Below are 14,964 nucleotides of genomic sequence, written 5' to 3'. Positions count from 1 at the left end.
AGAATCGGAGTCGGCGCTCTAGCGCTTACTGCGATCCCATGCCGCTTGTCTGGAAGTTGGCGCGTGAGCGCTTACGCAGTCTCGGCAAACAGCTCGCGGCCAATCAGCATGCGGCGGATTTCGCTCGTGCCCGCGCCGATTTCATACAGCTTCGCATCGCGCCACAAGCGCCCGACCGGATATTCGTTGATATAGCCGTTGCCGCCGAGAATCTGGATTGCTTCGCCCGCCATCCATGTAGCTTTTTCGGCCGTGTACAGAATCACGCCCGCGCAATCCTTGCGGACCTGGCGCACGTGCCCGGTGCCGAGCGTGTCCAGTTGACGGCCGACCGCGTAGAGATACGCGCGGCACGCCTGCAACGTGGTGTAGAGATCGGCAACCTTGCCTTGAATCAGCTGGAATTCGCCGATCGACTGACCGAACTGCTTGCGGTCGTGAATGTACGGCACTACCGCGTCCATCACCGCGACCATGATGCCGGTGGGGCCGCCGGCGAGCACCGCGCGCTCATAGTCGAGGCCGCTCATCAGTACTTTAGCGCCGCCGTTCAATTGCCCGAGAATGTTCTCCTGCGGCACTTCCACGTCCTGGAACACGAGCTCGCCCGTGTGCGAGCCGCGCATGCCGAGCTTGTCGAGCTTCTGCGCCACCGAGAAACCCTTCATGCCTTTCTCAACGATAAACGCGGTAATGCCACGCGAATTCGCTTCGACATCGGTCTTCGCGTAGACGACCAGCGTGTCGCAGTCCGGGCCGTTGGTAATCCACATCTTCGTGCCGTTGAGCACATAGTGGTCGCCCTTCTTGTCGGCGCGCAGCTTCATGCTGACCACATCCGAACCCGCATTCGGCTCGCTCATTGCAAGCGCGCCGACGTGTTCGCCAGACACGAGTTTCGGCAAGTACTTCTGCTTTTGCGCCTCGGTGCCGTTGCGATGAATCTGGTTCACGCACAGATTCGAATGCGCGCCGTATGAGAGACCGACCGAAGCGGACGCGCGCGAAATCTCCTCCATCGCGACCATATGCGCGGTGTAGCCCATGTTGGCGCCGCCATATTCCTCCGAGACCGTCATGCCGAGCACACCGAGATCGCCGAATTTACGCCACAGGTCCATCGGGAACTGGTCCGTGCGATCGATCTCCGCCGCGCGCGGCGCGATTTCTTTCGCAGCGAATCCCGCGATGCTGTCACGCAGCATTTCGATTTCTTCGCCGAGCGGGAATTGCAATCCGGGCAGGTTGCTCATTGCGGTGTCTCCAGAGTTCATTGGCGGCCGGACAATGATGCCGGCGAATTCGAGTGCGGCCGGGCGGACGGCGGCGGCCAGATGGGCCGCATCTCTCACCGTACCCGAGGCGCGCGACGTTCAAGGCGAATTTCACGCTAGATTTACGTAAGCGTCAATAGGTATTTCTGAGTGCGACTCAGAAACCGATTCGATTGGTTCATGGGCACGGATGCTGTGATAGCATCGGTTCAATCGGGTTTTTTCATTCGAACCCTTCCAGAAACTTGACTTCCACTCATATGACGGTTGCTCTCAAGGCCGAATTGCCCGCGTCGCGCCGCCAGCCCGCCGGGCGCAAGTCGCAGCAGCGGGTGAAAGAGATTCTCCAGGCGGGCCGCGACGTGTTCTCCGAAAAGGGCTATGAACGCGCAACGACCGCCGAGATCGCTCAACGCCTGGGCGTTTCCGAGGCGACCGTCTTCAGCTATTTTCGCGGCAAGCGCGAGTTGTGCGCGCGGGTTATCGGCGATTGGTACGACGAGATCATCGACGCGATCGAATCCGGGCTGCCGCGCGACGGCACCGTGCGCCAGCAGTTCGCGTTTATCGTGCGGACGCATTTGCGGCTGATGCTCGTGAACGGCACCGACCTTTGCGCGCTGGTGTTGTCGGAAGGACGCGCGCGTCACCACGAGTTGAGCGAGGCGCTGACCGAATTGCAGCGCCGCTACACCGCGCCGCTAATGCGCGTATTGGCTCAAGGCCAGGAAAGCGGCCAGATTCGCGCGGACATGCCTTTGCGTTTATTACGCTCGATGGTGTTCGGGCCAATGGAACATGTGTTGTGGGACGCGACGCTCGCGAACCGGCATACCGACATCGAAGCAACCGCGGATCAGTTGATCGACGTACTGTGGGCCGCGTTGACGCCTCCCGATCTCGCGGTGAATGCGTTGCAACAGTTCAGAGCGGAAGTGGCCGAAGCGAACCGTCGTTTCGAGGAAGCCACGCGTGAGGCCGCTGCGCGCAATGCCGATCCGGCAAGCGGCGAATAGCGTCGGGCGTTTTTCTTTTCTACTCATTCCGGTTCTCGCGAGTTCTGTCTGGCGGCGAAAAAAACGCTAATCTACTGGTCTCATGGTAGATGAAGCGCAGCCAAAAGGAGAACATCAGGTGGCAGATCTCAAGCCCGCGAAAGCCGCAAAATCTTCAACGAGCGCAAAGGCCGCGAAGTCCAGCAACATCAGGATCGGCATAGGGGGTTGGACCTATGCACCGTGGCGCGGCACGTTCTACCCTGAAGATCTCACGCAAAGCCGCGAACTCGAGTACGCGAGCCGGCATCTCAGTTCAATCGAAATCAACGGCACCTTTTACGGTTTGCAAAAGCCGGCGAGCTATGAAAAGTGGTATCAGGAAACGCCAGACGACTTCGTCTTTTCGCTGAAGGCGCCGCGCTACTCGACCAATCGTAAAGTACTCGCGGAGGCCGGCGAGACCATCGAACGTTTCTTTGCAAGCGGCGTGTTGCTGCTCAAACAGAAGCTCGGCCCCATCAACTGGCAGTTCGCGCCGACCAAGAAGTTCGACAGCGAAGACTTCGAGGCCTTTCTGAAACTCCTGCCGGCGAGCATCGAAGGTATAAAGCTTAGGCATGCAATCGAAGTGCGCAACGACAGCTTCAAGACACCGGAATTCATCGCACTTGCGCGCAAATACAAGGTCGCAGTCGTGCTGGCCGGCGACAGCGACTACCCGCAAATCGCGGACATCACCGCGCCGTTCGTCTACGCGCGCATCATGGGCACGACCGATAAACAGGTCAAGGGTTACGCGACGAAAGCACTCGACGCATGGGTCGACCGCGCGCGCCAACTGGCTGCGGGCACGACGCCCGGCGATCTGGAAACGTGCGCGGAACCGCCCGCAAAAGCAGCCGCGCGCGATGTTTACCTCTACGTGATCAGCGGATTCAAGGAACGCAATCCGGCCGCTGCAATGGCGTTGATCGAGCGGCTTTGATCGGTGCCGTTTCGGCGGCGGCATGCGAGTGTCATAATCCCGGCAGCGAACCACACGCAACGACACCCATATTCAGGGCCGCGAGGCCAACTCACATCGAAAGTCCGGGAGAATACCTTGAGCGCCATCGACAATCCTCTGCACGACCGGGAAGTCGGCTCGGCCGACGCCACGCAGGACACTACGCGCATTGACGACGTTCGCATCGGCGCGGTCCGCCCGCTGATTTCCCCTGCTCTATTGCAGGACGAATTGCCCGTGCCCGCCACGGTGCAATCGCTCGTGGAAAAGACACGCGCGGAAATCGCCGACGTCCTGCACGAACGCGACGACCGGCTGGTGATGATCGTCGGACCCTGCTCGATCCACGACCATGATCAGGCGATCGAATACGCACATAAGCTGAAGGCCGCGGCCGATGCGTACAAAGACGACCTGCTGATCATCATGCGCGTGTACTTCGAAAAGCCGCGCACCACGGTGGGCTGGAAGGGCTATATCAACGATCCGCGTCTGGACGGCAGCTTCCGTATCAACGAAGGCCTGCATCTCGCGCGGCAATTGCTGCTCGACATCAACGGTCTGGGTTTGCCCACTGCCACCGAATTCCTCGATCTGTTGAGTCCGCAGTACATCGCCGATCTGATCGCGTGGGGCGCAATCGGTGCGCGCACAACGGAAAGCCAGAGTCATCGGCAACTGGCTTCGGGGCTCAGCTGTCCGATCGGTTTCAAGAACGGCACAGACGGCGGCGTACAGATCGCCGCTGACGCGATCGTGGCCGCGCGCGCCAGCCACGCATTCATGGGCATGACCAAGATGGGGATGGCGGCCATCTTCGAAACGCGCGGCAACGACGACGCCCATGTGATTCTGCGCGGCGGCAAGAAAGGACCGAACTACGACAGCGCATCGGTCGCCGCGAGCTGTGCCGCGCTCAAATCAGCGGGTCTGCGCGAACAGGTGATGATCGACTGCTCGCATGCGAACTCGGGCAAATCGCATTTGCGTCAACTGGACGTAGTGCAGGATGTAGCGCAACAACTTTCCGCGCAGGAGCGCCGCATTATCGGCGTCATGCTTGAAAGTCATCTGGAAGAAGGCCGTCAGGATCTGAAGGCCGGAGAGCCGCTGCGTTACGGCGTGTCGATTACGGACGCTTGCGTAAGCTGGGCGCAAACCGAACCGGTGCTCGAGGCACTTGCCGACGCGACCCGCAAACGCCGCGCGGGCTGATCGCGGACACGCTCAATACAACTGCGAGGTAAGCCAAGCCGGCACACGCGCCGCGCCATCCGCCGATGGATTCGTCCTACCGGGGCTGGGCAGCGCGTGATTCCTCACACCCGAGGCATCGCTCGCGCCGCGCCATGACAGCGCATTGCGGATGCTCCGGCGTGAAGCGCGTTGCATTACGACGCGTTGACGGCTTCCTTGAACGCCTTGCCTGCGGTGAACTTCACCGTCTTGGCTGCGGCGATCTGGATCTCGGCACCCGTCGACGGATTGCGGCCCACGCGTGCTGCGCGCGCGCCGGTCGAGAAAGAACCGAAACCGACCAGTTGCACCGTATCGCCACCAACAACGGCTTTGGTCACCGCTTCAACGATAGCGTCGATGGTTTGGCCGGTGGCCGCTTTGCTTTCGCCCGTTGCTGCGGCGACTGCATCAATCAGTTCCTGTTTGTTCATAGCACTTCCCGTATGGTAATCATGGAACCGGCGCTACATCTGTCGCGCCGGGACCGACACACTAACGCATAGGCGCGCTTTCGCGCAAACCCTGCGTGTAAGCCTTGTATCACCCGCCCACAGCCGATTTGACGATTTTGTTCGGCAAAGTGCCCTAAGAATCGCGTGCTTACGTGTATCTCCCGCTTGACCGGCATAGGTCGCGTATCACAATCCGTTGCAATTTCAGTGCTTTAGCGCGAGCCAAAAGGGTCGTGGACAAATTTTTACTCTGTCAGACTGCTCGACCGGCAACCGTCGTTCGGCCAGCGCCGCGCGAGTTTGAATCAGCAATTGGGAGAAAGAAAAAGATGAATATTCGCCATATAGCAACATGTGCGCTCGTCGGCGCGCTCTCATGCACGACCGCCTCAGCCGATGAAAACGCCTGCGCGACGTTAGCAGGAACGACGAATTCCACCGCACTCCAGGCGTTCCAGGTGCGCGACGGCGAGCCTGTCGACCTGATTAGCGGCGCGAAAACGGTGCACGGCAAGCTGCTTGTGTTTGGCGAAAACGGCGTTTTTCGCGCTTACTGGCAACCCGAAAACAGCGCCGAAAAATATGTGCTGGCGAATGCCGGCGACAATGCCGTGCGCCTGATATCCACTCCTCCCCAAGGCAGCCCGGCCGCGCACGGCGAACCGGGCACGACGCTTGGCCCGTTGCGCGTGCTGTCCTGCCCCAAGCTTTGAAAGCCCGCCCGAAGGTCATAGTTACCCATCAAGACCCCGAAGCGCATTGCCACGTCCCTCCGGCAGGTGTTAATTACCGGACCGCGGCCAATGCGAGACAACCATCTAACGGACTCAAGGTCTGATCGGCATATGCCGATATACCAGGCTGCGTATGCGGCGCAAACGTTAAGGGACAGGAATGGTTGGAATAGCCAGATTGAGGCAAGCGTTGTCCGGGGCGGCAAGAGACCCCGATCTAGTGCGTTCGCAGCTCCAGGCGGTGGGCCGCCAGATTCCGCTTCTTTACTTCATCCTGTTCGTCAACACGCTGGCGGTCACCGTCACGCACCTGCACAGTGCGCCGGCATGGCTTTCGATCTACGCGCCGGGCGCGCTGTGCACGTTGTGCGTCGTGCGATGCATACGGTGGTGGCGCGCCCGGCATCGCGTGTTGACGCAAGATAAGGCCGTGCCCGAGGTACGCAAGCTCGTGTGGCTCTCCAGCACGTTCGGCATTGCCTTCACCACCTGGTCGCTGATGCTGCTGCCGTACGGCACCGCGTACGAACAGGCGCAGGTTGCGTTCTACATGGCGACTACCGTGGTCGGCTGCGTGTTCTGCCTGATGCACCTGCGCGTGGCCGCATTGCTGCTTCTGTCCATAGTGATCCTAAGTTTTTCGACGTTCCTCGTCTTTACGGGCTCACCGGTGTTCATCGCGATGGCGATCGACATGACGCTCGTCGGACTCGCGCTGGCTTTCATCATCGAGCTGTATCACCGGACGTTCTCCGGCGTCGTGTATGCGCAGCGCGAATTGCAGGCAAGTCAGGAGAAAACCCAAAGGCTTAGCGACGAAAATTTTCGCCTCGCGAGCATCGACAGCCTGACCGACCTGCCCAACCGCCGCAGCTTCTTCGCGTCGCTGCGGGCGCTGTCCGAACAGGCGCTTGCCACCGGCGGCGGATTCAATGTCGGCCTCATCGATCTCGACGGCTTCAAACAGGTCAACGACATTTACGGCCATGCAAGCGGCGACCTCGTGCTGCAGGAAGTCGGCTTGCGGCTGCTCGCGCTGGCCGAGCCCGGCATTTTCTTCGCGCGGCTCGGCGGCGACGAATTCGGCGTGCTCGCCCAACACACGCAGTCGAACGAGACGCTATTCGAACTGGGCCAGCGCATTTGCGACTCGCTGAGTCAACCGTATGACGTGGCAGGCAATATTGCGGAACTGTCGGGCACGATTGGCTGGGCAGCGTTCCCGGATGCGGGCACAACCGTTACGCAAGTATTCGAGCGCGCGGACGCGGCGCTCTACGTCGGCAAGGAAAGCCGGCGCGGCACGGCGGTGATCTTCTCGACCGAGCACGAAACACGCATTCGACGTTCGAGCCTCGTCACGCAGGAGTTGCGTCACGCCGAACTGGAATCGGAACTCTTTCTGGAGTTTCAACCGATTTCCGATGTCGTCACCATGCGCACGATCGGTCTCGAAGCACTCGGGCGATGGCACAACCCGAGGCTCGGCGCTGTGAAGCCGGAGGAGTTCATCCGGATCGCTGAACGAACCGAAATCATTCTGCGCATAACCGAAGTGCTCTTACACAAGGCGCTCGCCGAAGTGCCGCACTGGCCGAGCGAGCTCTATCTGTCGTTCAATCTCTCCGCAATCGACATTTCGACGTCCGCGCGCGCGCGCCGCCTGATCGACATTGTCGCGGCGAGCGGCGTGCCGCCACATCGCGTGTCGTTCGAGATCACCGAAACTGCGCTCACCCGCGACTTCGAGCAGGCTCGCTCGGCCCTCACGATGATCAAGCAGGCCGGCTGCCGCGTTTCTCTCGACGACTTCGGCACCGGCTATTCGAGCCTCAGTTACGTGCACCGTCTGCCGTTCGATTCGATCAAGATCGACCGCAGTTTCATGACCGACGTGGATTCGAACAGCGCATCGAAGAAGATCGTCAAATCGGTGCTCGACCTGTGCAAGAACCTCGGACTCGAATGCGTGGTCGAAGGACTCGAAACATCGTCGCAGGCGGAAGTAGTCAAGGCACTGGGCGCTCGCGCGGTGCAAGGCTACCTGTTCAGCCGGCCCATGCGTTCGGGCGCCGTCTCGAGCTATTTGCAGGCAGCGCAGGAGCAAAGCCGCATGGAAGACGCGCCCCGGTGATCACAACGGCCGCAAAGAGGCGCCGCGCAAGCAGCGCTAACGCGGCGCTGCGTTGTACTCGAGTTTTGGATACCAGTCGCTGCCACGACCGCCGGGCGTCATGTCCAGCACGGTCCACAGAGGCATCACGTCGGGCGCACCGCGCGGGTCCTGCCCGGGGTCGGCAGTCCACGGACCCATCTCTTCTGCCCAGAAGTGCCGTACCGTACCGCCGGATCGCGTGAAAACGTTGAACGCGGGAACGTCGTCGCCATCCGGATCTTCGCCTGCATAGTCGCGATTGAACGTATTGTCCGCCGACGAATACAACTGCAAGTGGCGCCAACCCCGCTCTTTCGCGAAGGCGACGAGCTTCTCTATCGGCGAGCGGCCGATCACCGCGAACGCCACACGCTGCAGCATGTCGGGCATTTCGCCGTCGTAGGCGCTCAGGAGCGACGTGCACATCGGGCAAGACCGCTCGCGCCTGGGACCGAACATCCAGTTATACGTGACGAGCGTATCGTGCTTGCCGAACATTTCGGAAAGCGTGACGGGGCCGCTCTCACCTTGAAAACGGTAGTCTTCCGGTACGATGCCACCAGGCGGCAGCGCGCGACGCTGCGCGGCAACGCGTTCGATATGGCGGCGCAGTTCTATTTCTTCAGCGAGCAGATCATTGCGCGCGCGGCGATATTCGGCGCTTTCGCCGGGAAAGCGCCGCGGCGAGTCCGCAAGTTCGCGGGCCGGCTTCAGGGCCGGTGCTGCTTCGTTCGATTCGGTCATGTGCAATCTCCTGTCGAGGAAAAGGACTAATGAGTGGCGCGCGCTCTGCACCCCGCCACCACATAAATACACGACGATCGAGGCCGCGAAGAATCGACAGCGCGCCAGAACATTTTCCGCACTGCGTCCGCGCAGGCCTTTGCGCACCGCAACGCAAACCACGCGTTATGACCGGCGCGACGCGGTATGCTGTCGCGAAACAGCAGCCACGTGGCCCCGCGCGCGCTGCGCCGCCAGGGGAGATGCGACATGCCGCTTCGTCTACCGCCTTTGCCTGCGCTTCGCTTTTTCGAAGCAGCCGGCAGGCATCAAAGTTTCAAGCTCGCCGCCGCCGAACTGAATGTTACGCCGAGTGCGGTCAGTCACGGAATCGTCGGTCTGGAGAAGATGCTAGGCGTTGAACTCTTCGTGCGCGAGCCTCGCGGCATTTCGCTGACCGCCAGCGGCGCGGACTATCTGTCATACGTTTCGGAGGCATTTTCGCTGATTGTTATCGGCACGCAGCGTCTGCCGAACCATCGCGCGAACCGCCCCATTGCCCTGAGTTGCGCCCCGACGTTTGCGTCCCGCTGGCTGCTGCCACGCCTGCAGAATTTCAGGGCGCGCTGGCCACACGTCAACGTGACTGTCGATACATCGCACCGCCAGGTGGGCTTTCCGGTGGACGGATTCGATTTCGCGGTCCGCATGAGCCGTGCACCTGTCGCCGGCACTGCGTGGACCCGGCTCTTTGGAGAACAACTCGTCCCGGTATGCAGCCCCGCCTATCTGGAGTCGCTGCGTGACACGCACGGCACACCGCTATTGCGCAAGGCCACGTTGATTCACGTGAATGCCGCGAGCGAAGACTGGCAGGCGTGGCTCGAAGCCACCGGCATGGAGGGAGTCGATCCCGGCGACGGCTTGCGTGTCGACACCATCCAGCTCGCCTTCGAAGCTGCAAGCATGGGCCTCGGCGTTGCGCTCGGTCGCAGGCCGTTGGTGGATCGCGACCTCACGAGCGGCGCGCTCGTCGAAGCGGCTTCCAGTACGATCGCTTCGTCCACTGCCTACTGGCTCGTTAGCGCGGAGGACGCGCAACGTCGGCCGGAACTATTCGACTTCAGGCAATGGATGCTCGCAGAGGCCGGGCAGTTTTCCTGCGACTCAAGCGTTGGCGCGCACGCACCGCAATAGAGGCTATTGACATCGCCTGATCTCGCCGATTGGCGCACACAAGCTTTTACTCCGCTTCGGGGTCGTTAAACCCGCTACCGATAAGTACCAGAAGTTTCTGGTTCAGATCGGCACGTCGTTCCAAGCTTGAAAGCACATCGTTCCCGGCGCCCGGTCGATCGCACAGGTGAGCGGCGCTCACCTGTCGTCAAAAACTTTTCTTTTGCGGCTTCCGATGCTCGCTGCGACCATTGTGTCGAGGGAGATCAGAACCATGTCGACCGCCAACAGCAAACGCTTTGCGCCCGCGTTCAATCACACGACGCTCGTCATTCTCGCCGCCGCGCTCATTCTCAGCGCGGCAATGGGAATCCGGCAAACGTTCGGGCTATTCATAGGACCGTTTTCTTTCGATCGAGGTTTGCCCGTCACGCTCATCGCGTTCGCAATTGCGCTGCACAATCTGGTGTGGGGCTTCGCGCAACCGTTCGCGGGCGCGGCTGCGGACCGCTATGGCTCCGCGCCGGTGGTCGCATTCGGCGCGACGACTTTCGCGGCGGGCCTCGGCCTCGCGGCCGTCGCGCCGAGCGGGCCGATGTTGATCGTCGGCATGGGCCTGCTGGTGGGCATCGGCGTGAGTTGCACCACATTCGGCGTCGTGTTGCCGGCGGTCGGCCGCGTGGCATCGGCGGAAAAACGCAGCATGGCGATGGGGCTTGTCAGCGCAGGAGGTTCCGCCGGTCAGGTACTGATGGTCCCGCTCGTTCAAGGCATCAGGCTCAACGCGGGCATTGCCACGTCGCTATTCGTGCTGGCTTTCCTGATGTTGATGGTTGCCCCGCTCGGCATCGTATTGGACCGGCGCGCACGAACCGGAGCACCGCTTTCAGAGCCGCCGCTGGCGCCACTACGCAGCGTGCTTGCTCAAGCCGCCCAGCATCGCGGATACCGGTTGCTCACACTCGGCTTCTTTACCTGTGGATTTCAACTTGCGTTCATCGCCACGCATTTGCCAGGCTATCTGTCGCTATGCCATATGCCCATCGGACTCGGCGCGACCGCTCTTGCATTGATCGGCTTGTTCAACATGATCGGCAGTTGGGCCTGCGGATGGTTAGGCGGCCGGTTCCGGCAGCATTACGTGCTTGGCTGGCTCTACCTGATTCGCAGCGTGACGATCGGCGCATTCTTTATGCTACCGAAAAGTGCCCTGACGGTAGTCGTATTTGCGGCCGTCATGGGCCTCACCTGGCTCGGCACCGTTCCGCTGACGAGCGGCCTCGTTGCGAAAGTATTCGGAACACGCCATCTCGGGAGCCTGTTCGGCGTCTGCTTTCTGAGCCATCAGATCGGATCGTTTCTCGGCGCGTGGCTCGGCGGCGTGGTCTTCGACCTGACGGGCTCGTATTCTCTGCTGTGGCAAGCGACAGTAGCGAGCGGTCTCGTCGCCGCACTGCTGCACTTTCCAATCGACGACACCGCACTGCACACGCCCGCACTTCGTTCAGAACCGGCGAGCGCATGAGTACTGCATAAGCAGGCAGAGGTTTATTTCTGCGGCGAATCGGAAGCGGCTTTCGGCACGCGCCCCATCAAATAGAACTCGTCGTTGGGGCGCATCGAAATGACATTGGCCATGCGGTTCGACAAGCCGAAAAACGCTGTAATCGCGGCAATGTCCCAGAGGTCTTCGTCCGCGAATCCATGTTCTCGCAACGTCTGGAAGTCGGCATCGTCGACGCAGCCGGATTCGCGGCATACCTTCAACGCAAAGTCGAGCATGGCTTTCTGCCGCGCGGTGATGTCCGCCTTGCGATGGTTCACGGCCACCTGATCCGCGAGCAGCGGCGCCTTTTCGTAAATGCGCAGAATCGCGCCGTGTGCGACCACACAATAGAGGCAATCGTTCACCGCGCTGGTGGCGACCACGATCATCTCGCGTTCGCCTTTGGTGAGGCCGCCTTCTTTCAGCATCAATGCATCGTGATACGCAAAGAACGCACGAAATTCGTCGGGCCGATGCGCAAGTGTCAGAAATACATTCGGCACGAACCCGGCTTTTTGCTGTACTTCGAGAATGCGTGCGCTGATGTCATCGGGCCATTCGCTCGGATCGGGCACCGGGTAGCGGCTGATTGGTTGAAGATTGGCCATGCTGTGTCTCCGTTATAGCGCTATATGTCATGACGATTGTAGCGCTCGCCAGCATTTCACGAGTACAGCGCGAGCCCGTTTCGCATAGACGCGTCCGCGCTCTTCCAGGAGTCGCTGCAATCCGGTATTTTCCATCGATTCATACTCGATGAGCGCGCGGATTCATGGACCGTCTTGAAGCAATGTCGATTCTGGTAGCCGCGGCTGAAACCGGCAGTTTCTCCGCTGCGAGCCGCAAGCTGCATATGCCGCTGCCCACCGTCAGCCGCAAAGTCGCGGAACTGGAGGCGCATCTGAACGCGCGTCTACTTGTACGCTCGACGCGCAAGCTCACGCTGACCGAAGCGGGCGTAGCTTACCTCGCCGCGTGCAAGCAGATTCTCGAGCAGGTTAGCGAAGCGGAAAGCGCCGCGGCTGGCGAGTACAGCACGCCGCGCGGCGAACTTGTCGTGACGGCGCCTATCGTATTCGGGCGGCTGCATATGCTGCCCATCGTCAGCGACTTTCTCGCGACCTTTGCCGAGATAACCGTGCGGCTCGTGCTCGCCGACCGCAACCTGCATCTGCTGGACGAACATATCGAGGTCGCGCTGCGCATCGGCAAGCTTCCCGACAGCAGCATGGTCGCGACTCAGGTCGGCACGGTGAACCGCGTGGTTTGCGCGAGTCCGCACTACCTCGCGCAAGCGGGCGAGCCCGAAACACCTGCCGATCTCGTGCGCTTTTCGTGCGTCAATTTCGATTCGCTGCCTTCGGGCGCCGTGTGGAACTTCGCCACAAGCACGGGCACGCACGAAGCCGTTCCGATTCATGCGCGGCTGTCGGTGAATACGGCGGAGGCGGCTATCGACGCCGCCATCGCCGGTGTCGGTTTGACCACCGTGCTGTCGTACCAGGCGGCGCGAGCCGTCGACGAAGGCAAGCTGAAACTGGTGCTGCGCGACTTCGAACCCGAGCCCATACCAGTGAGCATCATGCATACGGGGCAAGGAAAATTGCCGCTGAAAACACGCAGTTTTATTGATTTCGCAGTGCCGCGTTTGCGCGCGGCGTTGGCGCGAGACACGGACATGCTGAGTGCGAAAGCCACGCCGCGCGGCAGGCAGAAACGCGCATCGCCGACTTGATTGCTGCTCCGCTCCGGGTTCGAAAGCGGCGCATCTATCGTCTAGACTTGCTTCACAACGCGGACAACGACGAACCTTACCGTTGCAAAGGAGCCGCCATGTCAAACGTTTTGCACGACGCACAGCGAACGGTCGTCAGGGTTCGCCCGGACGAGGCGATCACGACAAGCCAGCGCTTGCCGTATTTCGTCGGCATTTCACGAGGCACGGCTCAAGCCGCTGGTTTGTCGATGTACCTGGTCGTAGTACCGCCCGGCGGCCATGCGGAACCGCATTCTCACGCCGACTATGAGACGGCGATTTACATGCTCGAAGGGCGAGTCGAGACACGCTACGGTCCCGGCTTGCGCGAGTCGGTGATTACCGAAGCCGGCGACTTCCTTTTTATTCCTCCGGGTGTGCCGCATCAGCCGTTCAATCTGGACGACACGGTCGCAGCAAGAGCGATAGTCGCGCGCAATCAGCCGGACGAACACGAACGCGTCGTGCCTTATGATCCTGCCGGAGATGCATGGCGCGCGCCCGTTCCGCCAGATGCATGACGGCGTGGCCATCGGCGCGGTGAACGCGCCATCGGGCACACGCCGCCCTTAGATAAGGTCGCACCGAAATGCCCGGATATCGCGAAGCGAATGCTTGCGGCGCCGGCTTACTGGCTCGCGGCCGATGCACCGCCCATAGGTGCCGCCGGGCCGCTGCTCATGGCAGCCGGCCCGCCCGTGCCCGCGGTCCCGGCCGTATCATTCGAGCCCGAGCGCTTGCACCCCACGGTGCCGCCTGCCAGCGCCGCGATCAACACGGCGGTCATTATCTTCCTCAGCACTGGTTCCATCATCATCTCCTCACTGGTCGGGAGCGTCGCACTTCTCGTCGACGGCAAAGCGCAACCGCTTCGACAAATCGTGCGGGCGTCGGTCACTGCAAGCGCGAACGACATCCGCGCGCGAACGCAACACGCGTCATGAAACGCGGCTGTCTTCTGTCCTGGTACAACTTGCAATCCCATGTAAAAAACGGGCAACGATCAAGCGGCATGCGTCTCGCTGTAACCATCCGTCTCACTGCGCGATTGCCCGTGCATCTTCGCGCAGGCTGTCACATTGCTTAGGAGTTCGCATTTCAGGGTAAAGACGGCCACGCATACTCGTCACGCACGCATGACTTGCGCCCGTTCTGAAGAGTTGCAGACGCCGTTCGAGGACAGCCGGAAACGCATTCTTCAAGCGGATCGGCATTCACGCATAGCGCGCGAGGAACATATCGGCTGTCGAGTCCGCGATTGCCTGCTGTTCGGCCTTGCTAAGCGGCGACTGCCCCATCGTCACCTGCGGCCAGAAAGCGAATGCCTTCACGAGCCCCTGCAATTGATGCGCGGCAAACACGGGATCGGAAATCCGCAGACGTTTATCCGCAGCGGCCGCGCGGATCCACACGGTCAGGTCTTCCTCGCGTTCGCCGAGTCGCGCCACCATATCGCGCGCGCGTTCGGGCGAATGAATACCCGCGGCAATAGCCACGCGCGCCAGCGCCACAAACGCCTCGTCGTTCATCAGCCTGAGCTTGCGCATCAACAGTTCGATCAGTTGCTCGCGCAAGGGCGCAGCCGCCCGGTAAGCGAACGCCTCGCCCGAATGACTCGCGTCCCACAACTGCCGCAATATCTCTGCGAATAGCGCTTCCTTGCTCGGGAAATGGTTGTAGACGGTGCGCTTCGAGACATTTGCGCGCGCGGCGATGCGGTCCATGCTGGTGGCGTCGAAGCCCGCCGCAAGGAATTCTTCGATAGCCGCGGAAATCACGGCGACGCGCTTGCGGTCGGTCAGGCGTTGATGAGTGAGGCTTGGGTCCATCCGGAAATTTTACACTGGGCGGTTTACTTTTCCAGATTATAAATTACACTACCCAGTCTACTTTCCAGGTCAGGAA

General features: G+C 61.0%; 15 protein-coding genes. 10 read left to right on the top strand and 5 right to left on the bottom strand.

Annotated features, from left to right (window positions below):
* Window positions 1-71: 71 nt before the first annotated feature.
* Window positions 72-1,253 carry an isovaleryl-CoA dehydrogenase gene (locus tag RW095_RS18565; RefSeq protein ID WP_317017493.1) on the bottom strand — a complete coding sequence of 394 codons (1,182 nt, stop codon included), beginning with the start codon at window positions 1,251-1,253 and terminating at the stop codon, window positions 72-74.
* Between the two features lie 281 nt (window positions 1,254-1,534).
* Here RW095_RS18565 and RW095_RS18560 point away from each other — a divergent pair, with 281 nt between their 5' ends.
* From RW095_RS18560 to RW095_RS18550, 3 genes are all read left to right on the top strand, one after another.
* Window positions 1,535-2,290, top strand: coding sequence for a TetR/AcrR family transcriptional regulator (locus RW095_RS18560; RefSeq protein WP_128596560.1), 756 nt, complete (start codon window positions 1,535-1,537; stop codon window positions 2,288-2,290).
* Between the two features lie 118 nt (window positions 2,291-2,408).
* Window positions 2,409-3,257, top strand: coding sequence for a DUF72 domain-containing protein (locus tag RW095_RS18555; protein WP_317017491.1), 849 nt, complete (start codon window positions 2,409-2,411; stop codon window positions 3,255-3,257).
* 117 nt (window positions 3,258-3,374) lie between these two features.
* Complete coding sequence (locus RW095_RS18550; RefSeq protein ID WP_317017489.1) at window positions 3,375-4,493, top strand: 3-deoxy-7-phosphoheptulonate synthase; 1,119 nt, start codon at window positions 3,375-3,377, stop codon at window positions 4,491-4,493.
* A 176-nt stretch (window positions 4,494-4,669) separates the two neighbouring features.
* Here RW095_RS18550 and RW095_RS18545 read toward each other — a convergent pair whose 3' ends face one another.
* Entirely contained in the window at window positions 4,670-4,948 is a 279-nt protein-coding gene (locus RW095_RS18545; RefSeq protein ID WP_006049832.1) for an HU family DNA-binding protein, read from the bottom strand.
* 350 nt (window positions 4,949-5,298) lie between these two features.
* Between RW095_RS18545 and RW095_RS18540 the strand changes: the two genes are divergently transcribed.
* Window positions 5,299-5,682, top strand: a complete 384-nt coding sequence (locus tag RW095_RS18540; protein ID WP_317019887.1) for a hypothetical protein — start codon at window positions 5,299-5,301, stop codon at window positions 5,680-5,682.
* 181 nt (window positions 5,683-5,863) lie between these two features.
* The gene (locus RW095_RS18535) at window positions 5,864-7,837 is read left to right on the top strand and encodes a putative bifunctional diguanylate cyclase/phosphodiesterase (RefSeq protein ID WP_317017467.1); all 1,974 of its coding nucleotides are present in this window, start codon (window positions 5,864-5,866) and stop codon (window positions 7,835-7,837) included.
* A 36-nt stretch (window positions 7,838-7,873) separates the two neighbouring features.
* Here RW095_RS18535 and RW095_RS18530 read toward each other — a convergent pair whose 3' ends face one another.
* Window positions 7,874-8,602 (bottom strand): DUF899 family protein, encoded by a 729-nt coding sequence (locus RW095_RS18530; protein WP_317017465.1) that lies wholly within the window; start codon window positions 8,600-8,602, stop codon window positions 7,874-7,876.
* Window positions 8,603-8,851: 249 nt separating this feature from the next.
* Here RW095_RS18530 and RW095_RS18525 point away from each other — a divergent pair, with 249 nt between their 5' ends.
* Both RW095_RS18525 and RW095_RS18520 read left to right on the top strand, forming a co-directional pair.
* A complete protein-coding gene (locus RW095_RS18525; protein ID WP_317017463.1) occupies window positions 8,852-9,778 on the top strand; it encodes a LysR substrate-binding domain-containing protein in 927 nt (308 codons plus the stop codon).
* Between the two features lie 253 nt (window positions 9,779-10,031).
* Window positions 10,032-11,282 carry an MFS transporter gene (locus tag RW095_RS18520; RefSeq protein WP_317017462.1) on the top strand — a complete coding sequence of 417 codons (1,251 nt, stop codon included), beginning with the start codon at window positions 10,032-10,034 and terminating at the stop codon, window positions 11,280-11,282.
* Window positions 11,283-11,305: 23 nt separating this feature from the next.
* Here RW095_RS18520 and RW095_RS18515 read toward each other — a convergent pair whose 3' ends face one another.
* Window positions 11,306-11,911 (bottom strand): peroxidase-related enzyme, encoded by a 606-nt coding sequence (locus RW095_RS18515; RefSeq protein WP_317017460.1) that lies wholly within the window; start codon window positions 11,909-11,911, stop codon window positions 11,306-11,308.
* Between the two features lie 164 nt (window positions 11,912-12,075).
* On the opposite strand from RW095_RS18515, the gene RW095_RS18510 reads away from it, so the two are divergent.
* The 3 genes from RW095_RS18510 to RW095_RS18500 all read left to right on the top strand — a co-directional run bounded on the left by RW095_RS18510 (window position 12,076) and on the right by RW095_RS18500 (window position 14,003).
* Window positions 12,076-13,038 (top strand): LysR family transcriptional regulator, encoded by a 963-nt coding sequence (locus RW095_RS18510; RefSeq protein WP_317017458.1) that lies wholly within the window; start codon window positions 12,076-12,078, stop codon window positions 13,036-13,038.
* A gap of 98 nt (window positions 13,039-13,136) precedes the next feature.
* Window positions 13,137-13,580, top strand: a complete 444-nt coding sequence (locus RW095_RS18505; RefSeq protein WP_317017456.1) for a cupin domain-containing protein — start codon at window positions 13,137-13,139, stop codon at window positions 13,578-13,580.
* A gap of 90 nt (window positions 13,581-13,670) precedes the next feature.
* The gene (locus tag RW095_RS18500; RefSeq protein WP_317017455.1) at window positions 13,671-14,003 is read left to right on the top strand and encodes a hypothetical protein; all 333 of its coding nucleotides are present in this window, start codon (window positions 13,671-13,673) and stop codon (window positions 14,001-14,003) included.
* A gap of 270 nt (window positions 14,004-14,273) precedes the next feature.
* Here the strand turns inward: RW095_RS18500 and RW095_RS18495 are convergent, their stop codons facing one another.
* Window positions 14,274-14,888, bottom strand: coding sequence for a TetR/AcrR family transcriptional regulator (locus RW095_RS18495; RefSeq protein ID WP_317017454.1), 615 nt, complete (start codon window positions 14,886-14,888; stop codon window positions 14,274-14,276).
* Window positions 14,889-14,964: the final 76 nt, after the last annotated feature.

This window comes from Paraburkholderia kirstenboschensis (genome assembly GCF_032806925.1).
Classification (GTDB): domain Bacteria; phylum Pseudomonadota; class Gammaproteobacteria; order Burkholderiales; family Burkholderiaceae; genus Paraburkholderia; species Paraburkholderia kirstenboschensis.
The sequence above is the reverse complement of the archived record's forward strand: the minus strand, read 5'-3'. Positions and strand labels throughout refer to the sequence as shown.

Coding starts and splice junctions, on each gene's coding strand:
- RW095_RS18565 (WP_317017493.1), bottom strand. CDS start 1,253: ATGAGCAACCTGCCCGGATTGCAATTCCCGCTCGGCGAAGAAATCGAA.
- RW095_RS18560 (WP_128596560.1), top strand. CDS start 1,535: ATGACGGTTGCTCTCAAGGCCGAATTGCCCGCGTCGCGCCGCCAGCCC.
- RW095_RS18545 (WP_006049832.1), bottom strand. CDS start 4,948: ATGAACAAACAGGAACTGATTGATGCAGTCGCCGCAGCAACGGGCGAA.
- RW095_RS18540 (WP_317019887.1), top strand. CDS start 5,299: ATGAATATTCGCCATATAGCAACATGTGCGCTCGTCGGCGCGCTCTCA.
- RW095_RS18535 (WP_317017467.1), top strand. CDS start 5,864: ATGGTTGGAATAGCCAGATTGAGGCAAGCGTTGTCCGGGGCGGCAAGA.
- RW095_RS18530 (WP_317017465.1), bottom strand. CDS start 8,602: ATGACCGAATCGAACGAAGCAGCACCGGCCCTGAAGCCGGCCCGCGAA.
- RW095_RS18525 (WP_317017463.1), top strand. CDS start 8,852: ATGCCGCTTCGTCTACCGCCTTTGCCTGCGCTTCGCTTTTTCGAAGCA.
- RW095_RS18520 (WP_317017462.1), top strand. CDS start 10,032: ATGTCGACCGCCAACAGCAAACGCTTTGCGCCCGCGTTCAATCACACG.
- RW095_RS18515 (WP_317017460.1), bottom strand. CDS start 11,911: ATGGCCAATCTTCAACCAATCAGCCGCTACCCGGTGCCCGATCCGAGC.
- RW095_RS18510 (WP_317017458.1), top strand. CDS start 12,076: ATGGACCGTCTTGAAGCAATGTCGATTCTGGTAGCCGCGGCTGAAACC.
- RW095_RS18505 (WP_317017456.1), top strand. CDS start 13,137: ATGTCAAACGTTTTGCACGACGCACAGCGAACGGTCGTCAGGGTTCGC.
- RW095_RS18500 (WP_317017455.1), top strand. CDS start 13,671: ATGCTTGCGGCGCCGGCTTACTGGCTCGCGGCCGATGCACCGCCCATA.
- RW095_RS18495 (WP_317017454.1), bottom strand. CDS start 14,888: ATGGACCCAAGCCTCACTCATCAACGCCTGACCGACCGCAAGCGCGTC.